This window comes from Helicobacter cetorum, assembly GCF_900198405.1.
Classification (GTDB): domain Bacteria; phylum Campylobacterota; class Campylobacteria; order Campylobacterales; family Helicobacteraceae; genus Helicobacter; species Helicobacter cetorum_C.
This window is the reverse complement of the sequence record NZ_FZMR01000025.1, coordinates 1-20,938: the sequence shown is the minus strand read 5'-3', so window position 1 is coordinate 20,938 and position 20,938 is coordinate 1. Positions and strand designations below refer to the sequence as shown.

Sequence of the window (20,938 nt, the reverse complement as noted above, 5' to 3'; positions counted from 1 at the left end):
TTAATTTAATGCCATTTAAATATGGCAATGATTGAGGAGATTAAAAATGAATTTAGATAAATTAGAAGTAAGTCATGATGCTAATAGCTTGCATGTAGTGATTGAAATATCCAAGCATTCTAATATCAAGTATGAGCTAGATAAAGAGAGTGGGGCTTTAATGGTAGATAGAGTGCTTTATGGAGCGCAAAACTATCCGGCGAACTACGGCTTTGTGCCTAATACTTTAGGAGCAGATGGCGATCCGGTAGATGTGCTTGTATTAAGCGATGTAGCCTTTCAAGCTGGAAGTGTGGTCAAAGCTCGCTTAATCGGAGTATTAAACATGGAAGATGAAAGTGGGGTAGATGAAAAATTGCTTGCTTTACCTATAGATAAGATTGACCCCACTTATGCGAATATCAAAGATATTGATGAAGTTTCTAAACACACTTTGGATAAAATCAAGCATTTCTTTGAGACCTACAAGGACTTGGAGCCTAATAAATGGGTTAAGGTCAAGGGTTTTGAGAATAAAGAAAGTGCGATTAAAGTTTTAGAAAGCGCGATTAAGGCCTATCAAAAATAAGCTTAGTTTTTAGGGGGCTTTTAGTCTCTCGTTCTAGGCTTAGAGACACTAATTGAATGTTTGAAAGCTCTAAAGATTTATAAAATCGCTTCAAAGCGAGGTTTTAGAGTTCTCTTTTATTCTTTATAGACATTCTCTCTTTGAATGAATGTTTCTTTCTACTTAGCTAATCCCTTTGTGCCTATAAATGCCCTAGCACTCTTGCAATCTCATCGCTATTATTAAACAATAATAACTCTGTATAACTCTCATGCTTTTATAGTATCCAAACGATTACTATAAACCAAAAGATTAACTTCATAAAATAAAGTTATTTCATTGAAAGCTATCCATACTTAGAGTATAGTTACATATTGTCTTTTTTGTATTAAAGGGGTTATTTTTTATGGATACTCATTTATTGTATGTTGCTATTGGTCTTATTACGGGGGTTTTGTCCGGAGTCTTTGGCATTGGAGGGGGTATGGTGGTTGTGCCTGCTATGCTTACAATGGGGCATGCGTTTGAAGAGGCGATTGGGGTTTCTATCTTGCAAATGGTGTTTTCCTCTCTCTTTGGCTCGTATTTGAATTTCAAAAAAAAGGCGCTAGATTTTTCTTTAGGCTTGTATGTGGGAATAGGGGGTTTGATAGGGGCGAGCTTTAGTGGACTTATCTTAAATGTAGTGCCTTCTAAAATTTTATTGGTTATTTTTGCTTTTGTGGTCTTATATTCTATTATCCAATTCGCATTAAAAAAAGAAAAAATCCCAACTCCAACAAACCCTACTTTACAAAACCATAAAAACCAACGCTTAAAATTAATTTTAATTGGTGCTTTAACTGGCGTTTTTGCTATTACTCTTGGGATTGGAGGGGGCATGCTTATGGTGCCTTTAATGCATCGCTTTTTGGGTTATGATTCTAAAAAATGCGTGGCCTTGGGGCTATTTTTTGTTTTATTTTCTTCTGTTTCTGGGACTTTATCCTTAGCACACCATCAAGTGATGGATAAAGAAGTTTTTTGGGTGGGGGTTATGGTAGGTTTGGGTTCGCTTATTGGAGTGAGTATAGGCATTAATCTTATGGGAATGATGAGTAAAAAAATCCATAAAATACTGCTTTTAGGGGTGTATAGCTTGTCGTTTCTAGCCACTTTGTCTAAAATTATTAAATGATAGGGACAAATAAGGATTTTTATTGCCTTTTAAAACATTGCTAGAAATAATTCCTAACATAATTATAAAAAACCAATAATTATTATAATATCAAAGTTAATTTTAGGGGTTTTTAAAAAAGAAGTTTGTTATAATGCAAGTTTTTGTTAAAATTCAGCATGATTTTTGCTAATTATTCATATAATAATATTTTAATTTAAAAATTAACATTATTTGGAGAGCGTTACAATGGAAGAAACAACGGCTTTAATTTTAGCTCTTGTAGGTTTGTTTACGGGGATTACAGCGGGATTTTTTGGGATTGGTGGAGGCGAGATTGTTGTGCCTAGCGCTATTTTTGCGCATTTTAGCTATAGTCATGCAGTAGGAATATCTTTAACCCAAATGCTTTTTTCCTCTGTGGTAGGCTCTATCATCAATTATAAAAAGGGCTTATTGGATTTAAAGGAGGGGTCTTTTGCAGCGCTTGGAGGGCTTTTGGGTGCGGTTTTAGGGAGCTTTTTATTAAAAATCATTGATGATAAGATTTTAATGGGGGTGTTTGTAGTAGTGGTGTGCTATACCTTTGTGAAATATGCTTTTTCTAAGGATAAAAAAGAGCCTGAGCGTTTTGAAGAGGCGCATTTTGCTATGCACTCTAAAGAAAATACAGAGCAAGCCCCTAAACGCACGCTACCTATTTTACGCATAGAAAAAACGCATGGGATTTTAATGCTTGCTGGGTTTGTTACAGGGATTTTTTCTATTCCATTAGGCATGGGTGGGGGGATTTTAATGGTGCCTTTTTTGGGCTATTTTTTAAAATACGATACTAAAAAAATTGTGCCTTTGGGATTATTTTTTGTAGTGTTTGCCTCATTATCTGGGGTTATTTCGCTCTATAATGGAGGGGTGTTAGATAATGCGACTATTCAAGCAGGAGTTATCACAGGTGTTGGGGCGTTTTTAGGGGTTGGGATTGGGATTAAGCTCATTATGTTAGCTAACGAAAAAGTGCATAAGGTGCTATTGCTCTTAATTTATGCCCTAAGTATTATTGCAACCTTGCATAAGCTTATTGTGGGCTAAGTTCTACGATAGGAGAGTTAAAAAAGTTTAATCTTTTTAGTTCTTTTATCTTGCTTTTGAATATTTTTATTTTTGACTTATAGAGCTACTAAATTTTAAAAAGCTCTATTTGAATGAGACATTGATGATAAAATCTGCAACTTTAACAAAACATTTTTACATTTATTTTTCTATATTTTTTATAAAAATCACATAAAAACTATTCTTGTTAATTTTGATTTTATAAGTAATAAGACTAAAAAATAGCTAAAACCCCCTAAATACATACATAAAATAGATATAAAAGCCTATGTGTAAAATCAAATGATTGTTGATTTTACTTATTATCAATATGGTATTTGTAAAATATACATTTTAAAAATTAATAATTTTGTTGTGTTTTATAGTGTTTTGCTTTTGCTTATTAAATTCTAAATTCATGTTTATTTTTAGGTTTCTACTCAAGCTATTTTGAAGTTGTAGCGTTGAATTATAAACATGATAGTGAAACTTGATAAGGGCTTGTTTTTGCATAAGGATAGTTATCAATAAAAAGCGAAAAAGTTTTAGATTCTTTAGGAAAGATTTTTTCTTCAAAGGTTTTTTCATAAGTCTTTTTGACAAACCATTTAAAAGCGTATTCTTCAACAAAATTATGTGGAGTTTTAAGAATTTCTAGGCGTAAAAAACATTTTTTTAAAACAAATTTACCGGTATTTTTGACTCCCACTTGCACGGAAAAGGCATTAGAATAAGAAAGGGCGTTAGCTTGCAATAATTGCGTTTCTATAGGATAGAGATACTTGGTTAAAATCTGCTTTAAGGCAAAAGGCATGGATAAAAACGCACCAAAAAACAATATAGCGCTCAAAGAAGAGGCGAGACGATTTCTTAAAAGTAAGGTTAAAAGTAAGAGCAACGCACAAAATAATGCCAAAACTCCAAAGACTAAAGCACTCACTAAAGTGGCATTGCTTAAGAAATCTTTAAAAGTTGCCAAGAATGCCTGCACAGCTTGGAGATGGGCATTATTTAACATAAGACTATATTAGATTATTCTTTAGTGTTAGAAACACTAGATTTAATTTTGCTTTTAGTATCAATCCAAATGTTAGGCACTGCACCACCTGGGGTTAGCATGATTTGAGCGTTATTATTAGTTTTTAAAGCCTCATTAAATTTGCCTTGCACCTCTATTTGGCGCAATCTCAAAAGCTTATCGCTCAAACTCTGTGAAATGCTTAAATTGGCTTGAGATTTTGCTTTAGCCTCAATCACAATCGCATCGGCTACACCCTGAGCTTTAATTCTATTAGCATCCGCTTCACCCTTAGCTAAAGCAGCTTGTTTTTGAGCCTCTTGCTTGGAGCGTTCCACTTCATATTTGACACGCTCAGATTCTTGGCGTGCGATTTGCACCTTTTCAATTTGCTCTTTAATCTTGGCGGGCAAGACAATTTCTCTTAATTGAATAGAGCTTAATTCTACAGGGGTGTTAGGAAGTTTAGAAACTTCTTTATTGATACCACTATTGATAAGAGTAGCAATTTCATTGCGTTTAATGGGTAAATCTTCAGCCGGATAGCGTCCTACGACGGAGCGCACCACATCACGCACCACAGGATTGATGATTTTTTGCTCCCAAGATAAGCCATAAGTAGCGATAGTTTGGGGGGTGGTTTGAGGGTTTAGGCGGTATTGCACGGTGAGTTCAATAGAAACGGTCAAGCCTCTACTATCCATAACATTAATGGCATCATTTCTAAAAATGCCTTGATTTTTACCGGCTACACCCATGTCTTCTGTGCGCGAGAAATTGATGTTTCTAATTCTAGTATCTACAATTAAAATGTCTTGAATGATTGGCACAAAAAAATGGATTCCCGGCTGTAATGGGGTGGATTGATATTTTCCAGCGGTAATTTTAATGCCGATTTCCCCTGAACTAATGACTTCAAAAGGTTTGGCTAAATAAGCAATAAAGCCTAATATAGCAATAATAATTAGAGCGGACAATTTCTTAGAGCCAAAAAAATTATTAGGAGGTGTGAAACGCTCCTTTGGCTCATTTGGAGGCGTAGAATTAGAGTTGTTAGAGGGTTTTTGAGAGCTTTTCTTTTTTAAATGTTCATTTAAATCAATTGGCATAAATGTTCCTTTAGTTTAATAATTTAATAAAATATGATATTCCAAGTATTATAAACAAAACCTATCAATTAAGGGCGTTTATGACTTTTGGAATAGCCATGATGAGACTTTTTGCGGTTTCGTTCCTTATTGAAATCGCCCCTTTTAAAAGAAGAGCCATGTTTGTTGCGGTTTCTATTTTGAGATTTTTCATGTTTTTTAAGCTCTTTGGGGTTTTGAATTGCATTAATTTCTTGCTGATTAAGCCCAATTTTGTTAGTCTCAAATTGCAAGCTTAAAAGTTTTAGAATCAACTGAGATGGCTCAAATTTTTCTTTAAGCTGTTCATACAAGCTAATAATTTCTTCAGAAACTTTAGCGTTTTGAATCGTTTTTACAATTTGGTTTTCGTCCATTGAGGGGATTTCAAAAAGCTCAATTTTTGAATCTATTTCTTTTTGCATGCGTTGCAATTCTTTATATTCTAAGGGGGTTACTAAAGTGATAGCAATGCCCTTTTTTCCAGCTCTTCCTGTCCTACCAATACGATGGATATAGCTTTCAGTATTTAGGGGCAAATGGTAGTTAAACACATGGCTTACATCGCTAATATCTAGCCCACGGCTTGCTACATCAGTAGCTACTAACACATCTACTTCATTTTGTTTAAACGCCATAATAGAGGCACGGCGTTCTCTTTGCTCCATATCTCCATGCAAGGCGGTGCTTTTATAATTTTTAGCAGTTAGAGTTTTATGCAACTCATCAGCCTCTTTTTTGGTGCGAGTAAACACAATACTTTTTTTAGGGGCTTGTGTGTCTAAAAGACGCATAATCGCCTCAGCTCTCTCATGCTCATTAATCACATAAAAGCGTTGAGAAATATCCGTATTAGTAATATTTGATGGAGCAATATGGATTTTGATAGGGTTTTCTAAAATTTTATCCGCTAGTCTTTTAATTGGCTCTGGCATGGTTGCTGAAAAAAGTAAGATTTGAGCCTCGCTAGGCAAATAATCAAAAATCTCTTCAATATCATCTAAAAAACCCATATCTAGCATTTCATCGCTTTCATCTAAAACAACTACTTTAGGCACAAATCTATGAATGCGTTCGTTTTTTAAATGGTCTAGCAATCTTCCGGGAGTGGCTATCATCACTTGGGGATTTTTAGCAATAAATTCACATTGTCTTTTTATACTTTGACCGCCATAAACGCACACAGTTTTAGTTCTAGTATGCTTGCCTAGCTTAAAAATCTCATCGCTAATTTGCATGGCTAATTCTCTAGTGGGCGTGATGATTAAAGCCTCTATGGTATGATTATTTTTAAGGTTATTAATAATAGGGAGAGCAAAAGCAGCGGTTTTTCCTGTGCCGGTTTGGGCTTGTGCGATAACATCTCTACCTTCTAAAACGGCTGGAATAGCCTTTTCTTGAATAGGGCTTGGGGAAGTAAAGCCAGCCTCTTGAACGGACTTTAATACTTGCGGTTTTAAACCTAAATCGCTAAAACTCGTTTTTTTATCGTTGTCATCATCATTTAGTTCAATGGGGAGTTCTTCAACCCAATCAGTCTCTTTTGGGTTTATTTTGGCGTGGTTGGTTGTATTGATATTGCGTGTCATTGGGGGTTTATTACCTCTATAATTTATGTAAATCTTAATCATAAAACTAGATTTAGAGATAGCATTGTTAAAACGCCTTATTAAAGACTATTTTATTCATAATATTATCTACAATTTAAAGTTAGAGAATATCAAATTTTTACTAGTTCTAATGCTTGAAAGTATAACATAAAAATGACTGAGTTATGTTTTTAAAGGCTTTCTAGGATTTTTAACATCTATTTTATATAATAAGTTTTAATTCAAGCTCAAGTTGTGTTAAAATTAGCGTTAGATTTTAAGATGAAATTAAGGTGTTATAAAGTGCTTTTTTTAAAGCGTTTGAGTGGGATTTTGATTGTAGGGCTTTTGAACTTACAGGGATTATTGGCTGAAAAGATAGGCGATATAGCTAGTATCGTAGGGGTAAGGGATAATCAGCTTATTGGCTATGGACTTGTGATTGGATTAAATGGCACGGGGGATAAATCTGGCTCAAAATTTACCATGCAATCTATTTCAAACATGCTAGAAAGCGTGAATGTCAAAATTTCTGCTGATGATATTAAATCTAAAAATGTCGCTGCGGTGATGATTACAGCGTCCTTACCCCCCTTTGCAAGACAAGGCGATAAAATTGATATTAAAATTTCTTCTATTGGCGATGCGAAATCTATTCAAGGGGGAACTTTAGTAATGACTCCTTTAAATGCGGTAGATGGGAATATTTATGCACTCGCTCAAGGGGTTATCACTCTAGGTAATTCCACTAATTTGCTCTCAGCAAATATCATCAATGGAGCTACTATTGAAAGGGAAGTCTCGTATGATTTGTTCCATAAAAACGCTATGGTCTTAAGCTTAAAAAAACCTAATTTTAAAAATGCTATTCAAGTTCAAAATACCTTAAATAGGGTGTTTGGTAAAGGGGTAGCAAAAGCACTAGACCCAAAAACGATTAAAATAACACGCCCAGAGCGTTTGTCTATGGTAGAGTTTCTAGCTTTAGTGCAAGAAACCCCCATTTCTTATAGCTCTAGCAATAAAATTATCATAGATGAAAAATCAGGCACTATTGTTTCTGGAGTAGATATTGTTGTGCATCCTGTAGTGGTTACAAGCAGAGATGTAACACTAAAAATTACTAAAGACCCTTTAGAAGATTCCAAAAACGCACAGGATTTAGACAATAACACATCTTTAGATACTAAAAAAAATACGCTCAGTTCTAATGGGGAAAACATCACTATTGCAAGCGTAGTCAAAGCCTTGCAAAAAATTGGTGTGAGCGCTCAAGGGATTGTTTCAATCTTGCAAGCCATGAAAAAAAGTGGTGCTATCAGCGTAGAAATGGAGGTTATATGATAAACAACAATAAAGCGATTCTAGAGCAGTATGCAATAGGGAAGTTAGCAAGTCAAGAAAAATTAAAAGCTTTGGCTAAAAACGGCACTCAAGATGACAAATTACTTAAAGAACAGACTAATTCTTTTGAAGCATTGCTTTTAAAATTCATGCTAGATACGAGCATGAAAATGGATAGCCCCTTATATCCTAAAGCACCGGGTGCAGATATTTATACTTCTATGTATAAAGACGCATTATCTCAAGAATTGAGTGGGAATTTTGGCTATAGTGAAATGCTATTTAATTTCTTAAAAGAACAAGAAAAACAGAAGTCATGAAAAAAACTAAGCGTTTTAAACGCCATTCTAAGCCTCAGCCTACACAATCACTATTGCCTAGTAAGCTAGAGGATAACGCTATTTTTTTAGAAAGCCTTAAGTATAAAGACAATGAAGAAAATTTGTTAGAAAACTTATCGGGCAAAAAAGATATGCAAGAATTGCTAACGCTTTTAAATGAATTTATCTTGCAAAGTTATAAGGTAGAAAAAGAATTTAAAGATTATAAAGCCCTTTATGAATGGGTCATAGAAATTTTACCGCAAGCCATTTGGGTAGTGAATGAAACAGGGAGCTTTTTTTATAAAAATTCCTTAGCAAATCAGAGCCATGAGATTTTTAATAAGGCTAAATTAGAGGGCTTTAACACTGAAGTAGAGCATGAGGGTAAAAACTATCTGTTCCAACAAAACAGCATTCAAAGCAAACAAATTATTACCGCAACCGATATTACTATGCAAAAACGCCAAGAACGCCTAGCTTCTATGGGAAAAATCTCAGCGCATTTAGCCCATGAGATCAGAAACCCTGTGGGTTCTATCTCTCTTTTAGCCTCAGTATTATTAAAACATGCCAATGAAAAGACTAAGCCCATTGTTATAGAATTACAAAAAGCGTTATGGCGAGTAGAAAGAATTATTAAAGCAACCTTGCTTTTTTCTAAAGGGGTTCAAGCTAATCGCACTAAGCAAAGCTTAAAGGTGCTTGAAAACGATTTAAAAGAGGCTTTGAGTTGCTACACTTATTCCAAAGATATTGAATTTATTTTGGATTTTAGCGATGAAGAGGGGTTTTTTGATACGGATTTAATGGGGATTGTATTGCAAAATTTCTTGTATAACGCTATTGATGCGATTGAGGCGTTAGAAGAGAGAGAACAAGGTCAGGTGAGAATTAGTGCATCTATCCAAAATGAATTTATTGTATTTACTATCATTGATGATGGTAAGGAAGTGGAAAATAGAAACGCTTTGTTTGAACCTTTTGAAACCACTAAATTAAAAGGCAATGGATTAGGATTGGCCCTTTCTTTACAAGTAGTAAAAGCCCATGAGGGTAACATCGCTCTTTTAGAAAATGCAAACAAGACTTTTGAGATTAAAATTTCCAACTCCCTTTAAATTTTAAGGGGTTAATAACTATTAAAAACATTCCATTAACTCTTTTTTTGTAGGATAGCAATTAGAGTTTTTATATAGGAATTTATATAGAAACTTTGAATTTTAAATAAAAAAGGATTATCTATGAAAGCAGTTGAAATTCTAAAGCATTTACAAGCAGACTCTATCGTATTATTTATGAAAGTGCATAACTTTCATTGGAATGTTAAAGGGCATGATTTTTACCATGTGCATAAGGCTACGGAAGAAATTTATGAAGAATTTGCTGAGATGTTTGATGATTTGGCCGAAAGAATCGTGCAATTAGGGCATCACCCAGTAGTTACTTTAAGCGAGGCAATCAAACTAGCTCATGTTAAAGAAGAAACTAAGACAAGTTTTCATTCTAAAGAAATTTTTGAAGAAATTTTAAAAGATTATGAGCATTTAGAAAAAGAATTTAAAAAACTCTCTGAATCAGCTGAAAAAGATGGTGATAAAGTAACTACAGCTTATGCAGACGAGCAGTTAGCTAAATTAGAAAAGTCTATTTGGATGCTAAAAGCGCATTTGGGCTAAGAGAGTGAATGATGAGAGATTATAGCGACCTTGAAATTTTTGAAGGAAATCCCCTAGATAAGTGGAATGACATTCTTTTTCATGCGAGCAAAAAGCTCTCTAAAAAAGAACTAGAGAGACTTTTAGAGCTTTTAGCTCTCCAAGAAGTCTTTTTAGAGGAAGAAAATTTAGATACTAAGTTTAAGCTTTTTGCCAATGCGCTAACCATTGATAGCGAACTTCAAAAGAAAATAGAATCTAAAAAGATAGACATTACAATTCAATCTATGGCAAATATTCTCAGTGAGAATGAGTAGGGTTATTTGCTGTGGATTGGTGCTTGTTGTTTTTGCTTTAAGGGTGTTTGGGCTTGATTATGGCGTGGACACAACGATAAAATTAAAAAAAGATGAAGTTTTTGTAGGGACTATTCAAGACACTTCAGACAATCAAGCATCCTTGAAAAAGATAATATTATATTGGACTTTATATGAAAATAAGGGTTTAGTGATAAACATGCATTTTAATGGTTTTCCTTATCAGTTTGTTTTGTATAAAAACTATTCTTTGGATACTTACAATATCGCAGTCTTTCAAGAGAGTTTCGCACATAACAGCCATTTATCGCTTGTATTTAAAGATTTTAAAGAAGATAAAGCTATTTTAAGGCTTTTAGCATCTAAAAATCTCTCTCTTTCTTCGCAACAACCCTAAGGAATGCAGTCATGGATAAAGAAAAAGAGTTAAGCATAATCCAAAAAAAAATCGCTTGTTGGGTTAAGGATTTAAAAAGCTCGCCTATTGAAGAATTATTTTCTAATATTGGTTTTGGAAAAATGTTGCGTTCAAAACTTATGCTCGCTTTATTAGATGAAAAAGTAGATGCTACTACGCTAGATAAAGCATTCAATTTGTGTGCGATTGTAGAAATGATACAAACCGCCTCCTTACTACATGATGATGTGATTGATAAGGCAACAACACGCCGAAAACTCCCTAGCATTAACGCCCTTTTTGGCAACATTAATGCGATTATGCTTGGTGATGTGTTTTATTCTAAAGCCTTTTTTGAATTAGCTAAAATGGGTGAATCAATTGCTCAAACACTTTCAAATGCGGTTTTAAGACTCTCTAGAGGTGAAATTGAAGATGTTTTTCTTGGAGAGAATTTTAATACCGATAAAGAAAAATATTGGCGTATTTTAGAGGATAAGACAGCCTCTTTTATAGAGGCAAGCTTAGAGAGCATGGCTATTCTTTTGGATAAGGACAGAAAGATTTATGCGAGCTTTGGATTGAATTTTGGCATGGCGTTTCAAATCATTGATGATTTGTTAGATATTACTCAAAGCACGCAAACCTTAGGTAAGCCTAGTTTTAATGATTTTAAAGAAGGTAAAACCACTCTACCTTACTTACTTTTATGCGATAAATTGCCAGAGCGTGAACGCAATCTTTTGATTTCCTACTTCAAAAGCGACAAGAAAGAAGTTATAGAATGGACTAAAGAAAAATTTATACAATACAATATTATAGAAGAAACTCTTGAGATTGCTAAAACTTATTCTAATAAAGCCCTTGAGGCGATTAAAACTGAAAATAATATTATCTTAGAAGAATTAGCACATAGTGTTACTAAAAGGATTTTTTAATGTTAGGAACTAATCTAGCGACCTATCCTTTGCAATATCTTGTTCTAGCTTTTACGCATAAAAATATGAGTATAGAAATACGAGAAAAGCTTGCTTTTAGCACACAAAATGCCCTAAAAGAATTTTTACAAGCCATAAAGGATAATTGCCCTAATATCAAAGAGTGCATGGTATTATCCACTTGCAATCGCTTTGAAATCTATGCAAGCACCAAAAACACTAGCAGTCAAAACGAGCAAAAACTAGCTCTTTTAAAGCTTTTAGCAAGCGTTAAAAATCTCAGCGTATCTAGCTTAGAAAAATGCGCCTTATTTTATGTAGATGAAAGTGCAGTCCATCATGTATTTAGTGTGTGTAGCAGTTTAGATAGTTTAGTTGTGGGAGAAACTCAAATCACAGGACAAATGAAAAACGCCTATAAATTCGCTTTTGAAGAAAAATTTTGTTCTAAAAATCTCACACGATTATTGCATTTTGCTTTTAGATGTGCAGCTAGGGTTCGCAATAGCACTTGCATTTCAAAACAAAGCATTTCGGTTTCTTCAGTAGCGGTTAAAGAGGCGAATGATATTTTTGAAAAAGAAAAAATTAAGGATAAAAAAGCCCTTGTAGTAGGGCTTGGCGAAACAGCTCAATTAGTCATTAAGCACCTATTAACAAAGCATTTTGAAGTGTTAATTTTAGGGCGTAATGCAACTAAGTTTGAAGATTTTTTAAAAGAGTTAGAAGAGCCTAGCAAAGTAAAATTTAAAAATATAGAGCATTTAGAAAGTTATATCAATGAATACATGCTGTTGTTCTCAGCCACTTCTTCGCCTACTTATATTGTGCAAAATTCAATGTTGAAAGAAACGCCTTTTAGGCGTTTCTGGTTTGATTTAGCTGTGCCACGAGATATTGAAAAACCGATATTAAATAATATTTTCTTATACAGCGTAGATGATTTAGAACCAATGGTTAGAGAGAATGTAGAAAATAGGCGTGAAAGTAGCTATAAAGCCTTTGAAATTATTGGGCGTTCTACTATGGAGTTTTATCAATGGATTCAAAGCTTAGATGTAGAGCCTTTGATTAAAGAGCTAAGAGAATTAGCTAAAATCTCTGCCCAAAAAGAATTGCAAAAAGCCATTAAGAAACGCTATATTCCTAAAGAATATGAGGGCAATATTGAAAAGATTTTACACAATGCGTTCAACACTTTTTTACACCACCCTACCATTGCTTTAAAAAAGAACGCTCAAAAAGAAGAATCTGATGTGCTTGTAGGCACGATTAAAAGTTTGTTTAATTTAGGTAAATCCAGCACAAATCATACTGAAAATTTAAATCTTTACAAATGCGATTATTATAAGGAATAAGAATGTTATTTTCAAAATTATTTGCTCCCACTCTCAAAGAACCCCCTAAGGACGCCGTGTTAAAAAGTCATAAGCATCTAGCTCAAGGGGGATATATTTATCAAATCGGAAGTGGAGTGTATAACTTTCTGCCCTTAGCTAAAAAAGTGCTGGATAAAATAGAGAGTATTACGCATAAGCGTATGCAAGAGCATGGGGCACAAAATATTTTAATGAGCTTTGTTGTGCCGGCAAGTTTATGGGAAAAATCAGGGCGTTTGGATAAATATGGTAAAGAATTATTGGTTTTTAAAGACAGAAAGGACAATGATTTTGTTTTAAGCCCTACTTTAGAAGAAAATATTACTGAGATTGTTTCTAATTTCATTAAAAGTTACAAACAATTGCCTATCCATCTCTATCAAATCCACACTAAATTTCGTGATGAAATCCGCCCACGATTTGGGCTTGTGAGAGCGAGAGAATTTATTATGAAAGACGGCTATAGCTTTCACAAAAATGCTGAGAGCTTGGATAAAGAGTTTTTAAACACAGAAAGTGCTTATAAAGAAATTTTAAGTGATTTGGGGTTAGATTTTCGCATTGTAGAAGCTGATAGTGGGGCGATTGGAGGGAATAAAAGTAGGGAATTTGTCGTCCTTACAGAATGTGGGGAAGACACGATTGTGGTGTGTCAAAATTGCGATTATGCAGCCAATATTGAAATCGCTAAACGCTCCAAAAGACTAGAGCCTTTAAATGTGCCAAAGGCTCATTTCGCTAAGTTTCCTACCCCTAATATTACAAGCATTGAAAGCGTTGCTGAGTTCTTTAAGATAGAGCCTTACTTTGTGTTAAAAGCGGTTGTTAAAAAGGTCGTTCATAAAGATAGAGAAACTTTAGCGTGCTTTTTTACTAGGGGTGATGACAATCTAGAAGAAACAAAAGCCCTAAACGCTGTGAATATTTTAGGAGCGAATGCTTTAGAATTAGCAGAAGCGAGTAAAGGTGATTTAGAAAAAGCTGGGCTAGTAGCTGGCTTTGTAGGGCCTTATGGCTTGAAAAAGCATGTTTCTTACATTGTTTTTGATGAAGATTTAAAAGATTGCGATTGTTTAATTGCTGGAGCTAATGAAAAAGATTTTCATGTGGTGGGTGTGAATTTAGAAGAGTTTGAAAATCTTGTTTATGCGGATATTATCCAAGTCAAAGAGAGTGATAATTGCCCTTGTTGTAAGGGGGCATTGAAATATCATAAGAGTTTGGAAGTGGGGCATATTTTTAAGCTCGGGCAAAGTTATGCTAAAAGCTTGAAAGCAAGTTTCTTGGATAAGAATGGCAAAGAGCAATTTTTTGAAATGGGTTGTTATGGAATAGGTATTAGTAGGTTACTCAGTGCGATTTTAGAGCAAAAAAGCGATAATTTAGGTTGTGTATGGACAAAAAATACTGCCCCCTTTGATGTGGTTATCGTGGTTTCTAATTTGAAAGATGAGTCTCAGAAACAACTCGCTTTTGAAGTGTATGAGAGATTACTTAAAAAAGGTGTTGATGTTTTATTAGACGATAGAGATGTGCGTTTTGGGGCAAAAATGAGAGATTTTGAGCTTATTGGGGAGCGATTTGCCCTTATTATTGGGAAGCAAACTTTAGAGAATAAAGAATTTGAATGTATCAAACGCTCTAATTTAGAAAAACAAATGCTTAAGGACACTGAGTTAGAAGAGAGAATTTTAGAAATGCTAGAGAGTGAATAAGGGAAGAAAGTGGAAAAATTATTGATTGGCTCTAGGGGGAGCGAGCTCGCTTTATGGCAAGCTAAATACATTCAGCAACGCCTAAAAACAGAATGCTCTATAGAAAGCGAGATTAAAATAGTTAAGACTAAGGGCGATAAGATTTTAGACACGCCTTTAAATAAGATTGGGGGTAAGGGGCTATTCACTAAGGAATTAGAAGAATTGCTATTAAGTGGGGAAATTGATTTAGCCGTGCATTCTTTAAAAGATGTGCCGGTAGTGTTTGAAAACGAATTAGACTTAGCATGCATTACTAAAAGAGCTGATGTGAGAGACACTTTTTTAAGCATTAAATATCCTGATTTATTAAGCTTACCTAAGGGAGCGAAAGTGGGCACCACTTCTTTAAGACGCTCTATGCAACTTAAATTTAAACGCAAGGATTTAGACACAGAGAGCTTAAGGGGGAATGTCCAAACCCGTTTGAAAAAGCTTGAATTAGGTGCATTTGACGCTATCATTTTAGCTGAAGCGGGGTTGCAACGCTTAGAAATTAAAGGGGCAAATTATCGTAAAGCTTTTAGTGTCAATGAAATGATTCCTAGCATGGGACAGGGGGCATTAGGGGTAGAAATGCTAAAAAAACACAAGCATTTTTCAACCCTTCAAAAGCTTAATGATGAAGAAAGTGCGTTTTGTTGTAGTTTAGAAAGAGAGTTTGTCAAAGGGCTTAATGGGGGGTGTCAAATTCCTATAGGTGTGCATGCAAGCTTAATTGATGATAAAATTAAAATTCAAGCAATTTTAGGCTTGCCTAATGGAGAGCAAGTTATTTCTAAAGAAAAACAAGGGAATAAAGTTAGAGCGTTTTTATTGGTTGAAGAGCTTTTAAAAGAGTTTTTAGCTAGTGGGGCTAGAGAGATTTTAGACAAGGCTCAGTTATTTTAATGCGTTTTGTTATCATGTTAGCAATAGGTTTGTTAAGCTTAAGTGCTAAAGAGAGCGATTTTATTTCAGATTTTGAATATGGCTTAGCCCTTTATAAAAACCCTAGGGGTATTACTTGTGTGAAATGTCATGGCATTAAGGGAGAAAAACGACAAATCACCACTTACTACGAAAAAGGTGAAAAAAAAATCCTTTATGCCCCTAAAATCAATCATTTAGATTTTAAAACTTTCAAAGACGCATTGAGTTTAGGCAAGGGCATGATGCCTAAATACAATCTTAACCTAGAAGAGATTCAAGCGATTTATTTATACATTACTTCAAAAGCAAATTAAGCAATTAGGGTATATATTTTTAACTTTTTTTCATAAAAACTACAGCTTATAATAATTGCGTTAATATTTAAATTTATATGTTAAAATCAACGCTCAAGTTGCTTTATTCTTAAAATAAATTAAGGTTAGATTTGATTTCATAAAAAGGTTAAAAATGACATGGAGTGCTAAAATATTAAAAGTAATCGTTGGAGCGTTACTGCTAAATGGTTTTTATGCGAGTTTAGCCATAGCTGATGATGACTTTTTAAAAAAGGGGAATAAATTTTATGAAGATGGAGATTATTGGAGAGCAACCTCTAACTTTAAAAAAGCATGCAGTAATGGCGTGAGCGATGGTTGTGCTCACTTAGGCGTGATTTATGAAAATGGTCAAGGAACTAGAGCTGATTACAAAAAAGCCTTCAGTTATTACCAAAAAGCTTGTGAAATGAATAATAGAGAGGGGTGTTCTGGCTTAGGCGGACTCTATGATGAGGGTCTTGGAGTTAAGCAAGATTATCAAAAAGCTATCAGCTATTATCGTAAAGCTTGCACCCTAAAAGACCCTAGAGCATGTTTTAATATAGGAATTATTTATGATAGAAGAGTGCTTGGAAACTACAGCGAGGCGATTGTCTATTATAGAAAAAGTTGCGTGATGAATGTAGGGGAGGGGTGCTATATTTTAGGCACGATTTATGAAGAGGGGCTAAAGGTTAAAAAGAGCTACTTGCAAGCGGTGCTTTTTTATAGAAAAGCTTGCGATTTAAAAAGCGGTGATGCGTGCCATTCTCTAGGTATTTTGTTTAAATATGGCGAGGGTGTATTCCAAGATTTAGAACAAGCGCATGAATATCTAAAAAGGTCTTGTGAATTACGCAGTCGTGATGGTTGTGCGAGCTTAGGCGTAATGTATATGCAAGGCGAATACATTAAAAAAGATTACACTAAAGCCCTAAATTACTTCAAGCAAGCATGCGAAATGGGGAGCGGAGTAAGTTGCTCTAGGATTGGTTATATGTATGCACAAGGCGATGCAGTAGGTAAAGATTTGAGAAAAGCCCTAGATAATTATGAAAGGGGTTGTGATATGGGTGATGATAGAGGGTGCTTTGCTCTAGCTGGGATATATTACAACAGCAAAGATAAAGATAACGCTATAAGAATCTATGAAAAGGGGTGCAAGCTTGGCATGAAACAAGCATGTGATAACGCCTCAAGGCTTAGAGGGTTTTAAAAAACTTTATTAAAACCCCCCTATATTTTTTCTTTGATGCTTTCTAAAATTTAGGGGGCATTCATAACATCTTTTACTTGGTAATAGAGATAAAATCTGTTTTTAATCATCACATTAAAAAGTTTTTTTAAATAAGTCTATTGAGTAGATAAAAGAATAATATGATAAAAAGTATTATTCACTAGAATGGTTTTTGAATGGTATAATTTACCCTTATCATAGATTAAGGGAAATAGCTAATGACTTTCTTAGAATTTGAAGAACAATATCTAAAACCACAAACCGATAAGCAAATCAAAGGCACTCTATTTGAGATTCTATCCAAATATTTTTTGACTAAATTATCTAATAAGAGCAGTAAAGATTTTTTAAGCATTGATTTATGGGACGATTTCAAAGAAAAGAATGGCAAAGATTATGGCATAGACATAGTGATTACTACAAAAGATAACGAATACATAGGCGTGCAGTGCAAATACCACAAAGAACCTATTGAATTAAAAGGCAATCTTTCTAATTTTTTCACGCTTTTACAAAGTGGCTTTATAAGCCCTAATAACAAAGAAATCCGTTTTAAAGAAGGGATACTCATCGCTATAAATGGTGTTACAGAGCCGGTGCAAAAACAGCTCAATAACATTCAAAAAATGAATAACATTCCTATAGAAGTGATTGATAGAGACCAAATCAAAAAGCTAGACATTGATTATAAATATTTAGTAGAGCATAACACTATTAAAGAAAATACAAAAACCTTGCATGCCTATCAAATAGAGGCGATCAATAAAGTTAAAGAGCATTATTATACTAATAATGAAACTAGAGGCAAGCTCATTATGGCATGCGGAACAGGCAAGACCTACACAAGCTTGCAAATCATAGAGCAACTAACCCCAAGCAATTCTAACATTCTTTTTCTAGCTCCAAGCATCATGCTAGTGGGGCAAACCTTTAGAGAGTTTAGAGCTAACAGAGATAAAAACACTTCTTGTTCTTACGCTCTTATTTGTAGCGATGAAGATGCCGGTAAAACAAGTAAAGACAAAAAAGATGCCGATGAGATGTTTGATGGCTACATTCTTAGAAGAGCCAGCACTAACCCACACGATCTAATCAAAGCCTTTAAACATAAAAAACCTAATGAACGCTTGATAGTCTTTAGCACTTACCAATCTATTGAAGTCATCTCTAAAGCCCAAAATTTAGAGCCTAGTTTAACATTTGAATTAATGATATGCGATGAGGCGCATAAAAGTGTGCCAAGCATGGATAAAAAACAAGCCATAGATAATGTCTTTGCCAAATGCCATGACAATGATTTTTTAAAAGCTAACAAACGCCTTTATATGACCGCCACCCCAAAAGTGCCAAAAATCAAAAAGAATAAAGACCCCCAAGAAATAGAATTTTTAAGCATGGACGATGAAACAATCTTTGGCAAAGAGATTTTTTACTACGGCTTTGGACAAGCTATCGCCGAAAAAAGATTGTGCGATTATAAAGTGCTTGTTTTAATGACAGATACCGAAGAAATTGCTGACATAGTGAATGAATATAATAAGAAATTCAATTTAAAAGAAGAGGCGCATAAAAAAATCCAAGATAAAGATGAGATAGATTATGAGTTTGTCGCTAAAATCATAGGCATGTATAAAGCGCTAGGTAGACACAATATCCAAGTCCTAGACACCACTAACAACCAAAATTCAGAGCTAGTTGATTTAGGCGATATAATTAGCAGTAAACAAGCCATAAGCTTTAGCACTTTCAAAAGCACGAGTAAAAAAATCGCCGACCACGCCTCCGGTTTAATAGAATATTACAGACAGCTTTATGCGCCTAATTTACCTCCTTTTAGCCTAGAAATAGACCACATTGATGGCGAGATGAACGCCACTACAAGAGCGAATAAGCTAGAATGGCTATCGCATAAAGCAGACAATGAAAGCATTTGCAAAATTTTAAGCAACGCTAGGTGTTTAAGCGAGGGCGTAGATGTGCCAAGCCTTGATAGCGTTGTCTTTTTTGATAGCAAAGAGAGTAAGATTGACATCGCTCAAAGCATTGGCAGAGCCATTAGACTAGACAACACGAACAAAAATAAAACGCATGGTTACATCATTTTACCGGTCGCTTACTCTAATGAAACCAACAGAAGTTTGAATGAATATGTTAAAAGCACGAGTTTTAGAGTAATATGGGAAGTTTTAGGAGCATTAAGAAGTGTAGATGATAGATTCATCGCTGATAACATTTATATCGCCCCACCAATGAGTGAACGCTCTAGTAGTGGCGAAAAAACTAAAAACAAGCAAACAACAATCAGTTTTGAAGAGGGCTTTAGACTAGCCCAAAAGCTCCAAACAGTTATCGCTGAAAAAATTGGCGATAGTCTCTATTGGGAAAACTTTGGCAAAAAAGCCTCTACAAAAATTGAGCCTATTAAAGAACGCTTAAGAGATATTGATAGAAAAAGCCCGGGCATTATCACAGACTTTTTAAGAGTGTTAAGAGAAAACATTCATCATAACATTGATAAAACCCAAAGTCTTGACATGCTCGCAAGCCATTTAATCCTAAACCCCATTTATAAAAGCATTTTAGGGAGTTTTGATGAGCCTATTTCTAAAGCCTTAGACGAACAAATTGCTAAACTCAAAAAAGCCGGCTTAAATGAGGGGGAAACACAAGATTTAAAAGACTATTACAAAGAAGTAGAACGCCAAGCCAAGAGCGCTAAAAGCGATAGCTCTAAGCTTAAATTACTCAACGCTTTGCATGAGGCTTTTATAGATGGCGTTTATAAGAAAGAAAAGCAAAAGCATGGCATTAATCTCACGCCTTTAGAAATCATAGACTTTTTATTGCACTCCACAAACTTTTTATTACAAAAGCATTTTAATCTAAGTTTTGAAGACAAAGAAGTGAAGATTTTAGACCCATTCACAGGCACTGGGGCGTTTATCAGTAGGTTGTTAAGCCAAGAAAACGCCTTTTTTCAAAAAGAAAATATCTTTAAAAAAGCGAACGATTTTTACGCTCAAGAAATCATGCTCTTAAGCTACCACACAGCGATTTTAAAAATCACCCAAACCTTACAAGAATACGATAAAAACGCTCCTTTATTTAAAAATGTGATTTTATGCGATAGTTTGGATTATTTAGAAGAGCAAGAGCTTGAAAGGAAAGCTAAGTTTGAAAGGCATATTAATTTTTTAGAATACCCAGAGTTGCAATATAGCCTAAACCCCCTAAGCGAAAACAAAAAGCTTAAAGATAAAGTCGCACAAAGCCACATTACCGTGATTTGTTCTAACCCACCTTATAGCTCTAAACAAGGCGATGTTAATGAAAATAACGCTAATTTAAAGCACCCTAATTTAGAAAAAGAAGTCAAAAAAGCTTATACTGGTGGTTTCAATAAAAACGAGGGGCAAACCACACGAGACACGCTCATTCAAGCCATTTTTATGGCGACGCAAAAAATAGGGGAGAGGGGCATTGTAAGTTTTGTAATCAATAATAATTTTTTAGATAAAGCTAGTGGGGCAGGCTTTAGAAAACGCCTTTTAGAAGATTTTAACGAGATTTATATTGTGGATTTAAGAGGGGATTTACGCTCTATGCGTGCAAACTTTAAGCAAAATGAGGGCGACAATATCTTTGGTAATATTCAAGTAGGGGTATGCTTATTTCTAGGCGTAAAAAACCCTAGCCTAAATACCCACAAGCTCTACTACTACAATATTGGCGATAATTTAAAGAAAAAAGAAAAATTAAATTTTTTAACCAAAAATAAAAACTTGCAAAACCTTGAATTTAAAGAAATCACTCCTAACGTGCAATACGACTGGCTGAAC

Annotated in this window: 19 protein-coding genes; 16 read left to right on the top strand and 3 right to left on the bottom strand. The window is 34.5% G+C overall.

The window, feature by feature from the left end:
- Nucleotides 1-46: 46 nt before the first annotated feature.
- The 3 genes from ppa to C6H25_RS07460 all read left to right on the top strand — a co-directional run bounded on the left by ppa (nt 47) and on the right by C6H25_RS07460 (nt 2,792).
- The gene (gene ppa / locus C6H25_RS07470) at nt 47-568 is read left to right on the top strand and encodes an inorganic diphosphatase (RefSeq protein WP_104748809.1); all 522 of its coding nucleotides are present in this window, start codon (nt 47-49) and stop codon (nt 566-568) included.
- A 385-nt stretch (nt 569-953) separates the two neighbouring features.
- Entirely contained in the window at nt 954-1,724 is a 771-nt protein-coding gene (locus C6H25_RS07465; RefSeq protein ID WP_104748808.1) for a sulfite exporter TauE/SafE family protein, read from the top strand.
- Nucleotides 1,725-1,952: 228 nt separating this feature from the next.
- A complete protein-coding gene (locus C6H25_RS07460; RefSeq protein ID WP_104748807.1) occupies nt 1,953-2,792 on the top strand; it encodes a sulfite exporter TauE/SafE family protein in 840 nt (279 codons plus the stop codon).
- Nucleotides 2,793-3,261: 469 nt separating this feature from the next.
- Here C6H25_RS07460 and C6H25_RS07455 read toward each other — a convergent pair whose 3' ends face one another.
- The 3 genes from C6H25_RS07455 to C6H25_RS07445 all read right to left on the bottom strand — a co-directional run bounded on the left by C6H25_RS07455 (nt 3,262) and on the right by C6H25_RS07445 (nt 6,526).
- Nucleotides 3,262-3,810 carry a DUF2393 family protein gene (locus C6H25_RS07455; protein WP_104748806.1) on the bottom strand — a complete coding sequence of 183 codons (549 nt, stop codon included), beginning with the start codon at nt 3,808-3,810 and terminating at the stop codon, nt 3,262-3,264.
- A gap of 14 nt (nt 3,811-3,824) precedes the next feature.
- A complete protein-coding gene (locus tag C6H25_RS07450) occupies nt 3,825-4,919 on the bottom strand; it encodes a prohibitin family protein (RefSeq protein WP_104748805.1) in 1,095 nt (364 codons plus the stop codon).
- 68 nt (nt 4,920-4,987) lie between these two features.
- Nucleotides 4,988-6,526 carry a DEAD/DEAH box helicase gene (locus tag C6H25_RS07445; RefSeq protein ID WP_233707358.1) on the bottom strand — a complete coding sequence of 513 codons (1,539 nt, stop codon included), beginning with the start codon at nt 6,524-6,526 and terminating at the stop codon, nt 4,988-4,990.
- A 303-nt stretch (nt 6,527-6,829) separates the two neighbouring features.
- Between C6H25_RS07445 and C6H25_RS07440 the strand changes: the two genes are divergently transcribed.
- From C6H25_RS07440 to C6H25_RS07380, 13 genes are all read left to right on the top strand, one after another.
- On the top strand, nt 6,830-7,870 hold the full coding sequence (locus tag C6H25_RS07440) for a flagellar basal body P-ring protein FlgI (RefSeq protein WP_418904557.1): 1,041 nt from the start codon (nt 6,830-6,832) through the stop codon (nt 7,868-7,870).
- Nucleotides 7,867-8,190 (top strand): hypothetical protein, encoded by a 324-nt coding sequence (locus C6H25_RS07435; RefSeq protein ID WP_104748804.1) that lies wholly within the window; start codon nt 7,867-7,869, stop codon nt 8,188-8,190. The genes C6H25_RS07440 and C6H25_RS07435 overlap by 4 nt, the downstream gene beginning before the upstream one ends.
- Nucleotides 8,187-9,311 (top strand): sensor histidine kinase, encoded by a 1,125-nt coding sequence (locus C6H25_RS07430; RefSeq protein ID WP_104748803.1) that lies wholly within the window; start codon nt 8,187-8,189, stop codon nt 9,309-9,311. The genes C6H25_RS07435 and C6H25_RS07430 overlap by 4 nt, the downstream gene beginning before the upstream one ends.
- Nucleotides 9,312-9,434: 123 nt before the next feature.
- Entirely contained in the window at nt 9,435-9,869 is a 435-nt protein-coding gene (gene dps / locus C6H25_RS07425) for a DNA starvation/stationary phase protection protein (RefSeq protein ID WP_104748802.1), read from the top strand.
- An 11-nt stretch (nt 9,870-9,880) separates the two neighbouring features.
- Nucleotides 9,881-10,165: a DUF2018 family protein gene (locus tag C6H25_RS07420; RefSeq protein WP_104748814.1), complete on the top strand. Its 285-nt coding sequence runs from the start codon at nt 9,881-9,883 to the stop codon at nt 10,163-10,165.
- Nucleotides 10,158-10,562 (top strand): hypothetical protein, encoded by a 405-nt coding sequence (locus C6H25_RS07415; RefSeq protein WP_104748801.1) that lies wholly within the window; start codon nt 10,158-10,160, stop codon nt 10,560-10,562. Before C6H25_RS07420 ends, C6H25_RS07415 begins: the two co-directional genes overlap by 8 nt.
- Before the next feature lie 11 nt (nt 10,563-10,573).
- Nucleotides 10,574-11,500, top strand: a complete 927-nt coding sequence (locus tag C6H25_RS07410) for a polyprenyl synthetase family protein (protein WP_104748800.1) — start codon at nt 10,574-10,576, stop codon at nt 11,498-11,500.
- Entirely contained in the window at nt 11,500-12,858 is a 1,359-nt protein-coding gene (gene hemA / locus C6H25_RS07405; RefSeq protein ID WP_104748799.1) for a glutamyl-tRNA reductase, read from the top strand. The genes C6H25_RS07410 and hemA overlap by 1 nt, the downstream gene beginning before the upstream one ends.
- 2 nt (nt 12,859-12,860) lie before the next feature.
- The gene (proS, locus tag C6H25_RS07400; protein WP_104748798.1) at nt 12,861-14,594 is read left to right on the top strand and encodes a proline--tRNA ligase; all 1,734 of its coding nucleotides are present in this window, start codon (nt 12,861-12,863) and stop codon (nt 14,592-14,594) included.
- Between the two features lie 9 nt (nt 14,595-14,603).
- Nucleotides 14,604-15,524, top strand: coding sequence for a hydroxymethylbilane synthase (gene hemC / locus C6H25_RS07395; RefSeq protein WP_104748797.1), 921 nt, complete (start codon nt 14,604-14,606; stop codon nt 15,522-15,524).
- Entirely contained in the window at nt 15,524-15,859 is a 336-nt protein-coding gene (locus C6H25_RS07390; protein WP_104748796.1) for a c-type cytochrome, read from the top strand. The genes hemC and C6H25_RS07390 overlap by 1 nt, the downstream gene beginning before the upstream one ends.
- Nucleotides 15,860-16,013: 154 nt before the next feature.
- A complete protein-coding gene (locus C6H25_RS07385; RefSeq protein ID WP_104748795.1) occupies nt 16,014-17,078 on the top strand; it encodes a tetratricopeptide repeat protein in 1,065 nt (354 codons plus the stop codon).
- 239 nt (nt 17,079-17,317) lie between these two features.
- A partial coding sequence (locus C6H25_RS07380; RefSeq protein ID WP_104748794.1) for a DEAD/DEAH box helicase family protein occupies nt 17,318-20,938 on the top strand: 3,621 nt, incomplete at its 3' end.

What these genes read in the sequence shown, in the direction of transcription:
- C6H25_RS07450 (WP_104748805.1), bottom strand. Translation starts at nt 4,919, where the DNA reads ATGCCAATTGATTTAAATGAACATTTAAAAAAGAAAAGCTCTCAAAAA.
- C6H25_RS07385 (WP_104748795.1), top strand. Translation starts at nt 16,014, where the DNA reads ATGACATGGAGTGCTAAAATATTAAAAGTAATCGTTGGAGCGTTACTG.
- C6H25_RS07445 (WP_233707358.1), bottom strand. Translation starts at nt 6,526, where the DNA reads ATGACACGCAATATCAATACAACCAACCACGCCAAAATAAACCCAAAA.
- C6H25_RS07415 (WP_104748801.1), top strand. Translation starts at nt 10,158, where the DNA reads ATGAGTAGGGTTATTTGCTGTGGATTGGTGCTTGTTGTTTTTGCTTTA.
- dps (WP_104748802.1), top strand. Translation starts at nt 9,435, where the DNA reads ATGAAAGCAGTTGAAATTCTAAAGCATTTACAAGCAGACTCTATCGTA.
- proS (WP_104748798.1), top strand. Translation starts at nt 12,861, where the DNA reads ATGTTATTTTCAAAATTATTTGCTCCCACTCTCAAAGAACCCCCTAAG.
- C6H25_RS07390 (WP_104748796.1), top strand. Translation starts at nt 15,524, where the DNA reads ATGCGTTTTGTTATCATGTTAGCAATAGGTTTGTTAAGCTTAAGTGCT.
- hemA (WP_104748799.1), top strand. Translation starts at nt 11,500, where the DNA reads ATGTTAGGAACTAATCTAGCGACCTATCCTTTGCAATATCTTGTTCTA.
- C6H25_RS07455 (WP_104748806.1), bottom strand. Translation starts at nt 3,810, where the DNA reads ATGTTAAATAATGCCCATCTCCAAGCTGTGCAGGCATTCTTGGCAACT.
- C6H25_RS07465 (WP_104748808.1), top strand. Translation starts at nt 954, where the DNA reads ATGGATACTCATTTATTGTATGTTGCTATTGGTCTTATTACGGGGGTT.
- C6H25_RS07460 (WP_104748807.1), top strand. Translation starts at nt 1,953, where the DNA reads ATGGAAGAAACAACGGCTTTAATTTTAGCTCTTGTAGGTTTGTTTACG.
- C6H25_RS07430 (WP_104748803.1), top strand. Translation starts at nt 8,187, where the DNA reads ATGAAAAAAACTAAGCGTTTTAAACGCCATTCTAAGCCTCAGCCTACA.
- C6H25_RS07420 (WP_104748814.1), top strand. Translation starts at nt 9,881, where the DNA reads ATGAGAGATTATAGCGACCTTGAAATTTTTGAAGGAAATCCCCTAGAT.
- ppa (WP_104748809.1), top strand. Translation starts at nt 47, where the DNA reads ATGAATTTAGATAAATTAGAAGTAAGTCATGATGCTAATAGCTTGCAT.
- C6H25_RS07410 (WP_104748800.1), top strand. Translation starts at nt 10,574, where the DNA reads ATGGATAAAGAAAAAGAGTTAAGCATAATCCAAAAAAAAATCGCTTGT.
- C6H25_RS07435 (WP_104748804.1), top strand. Translation starts at nt 7,867, where the DNA reads ATGATAAACAACAATAAAGCGATTCTAGAGCAGTATGCAATAGGGAAG.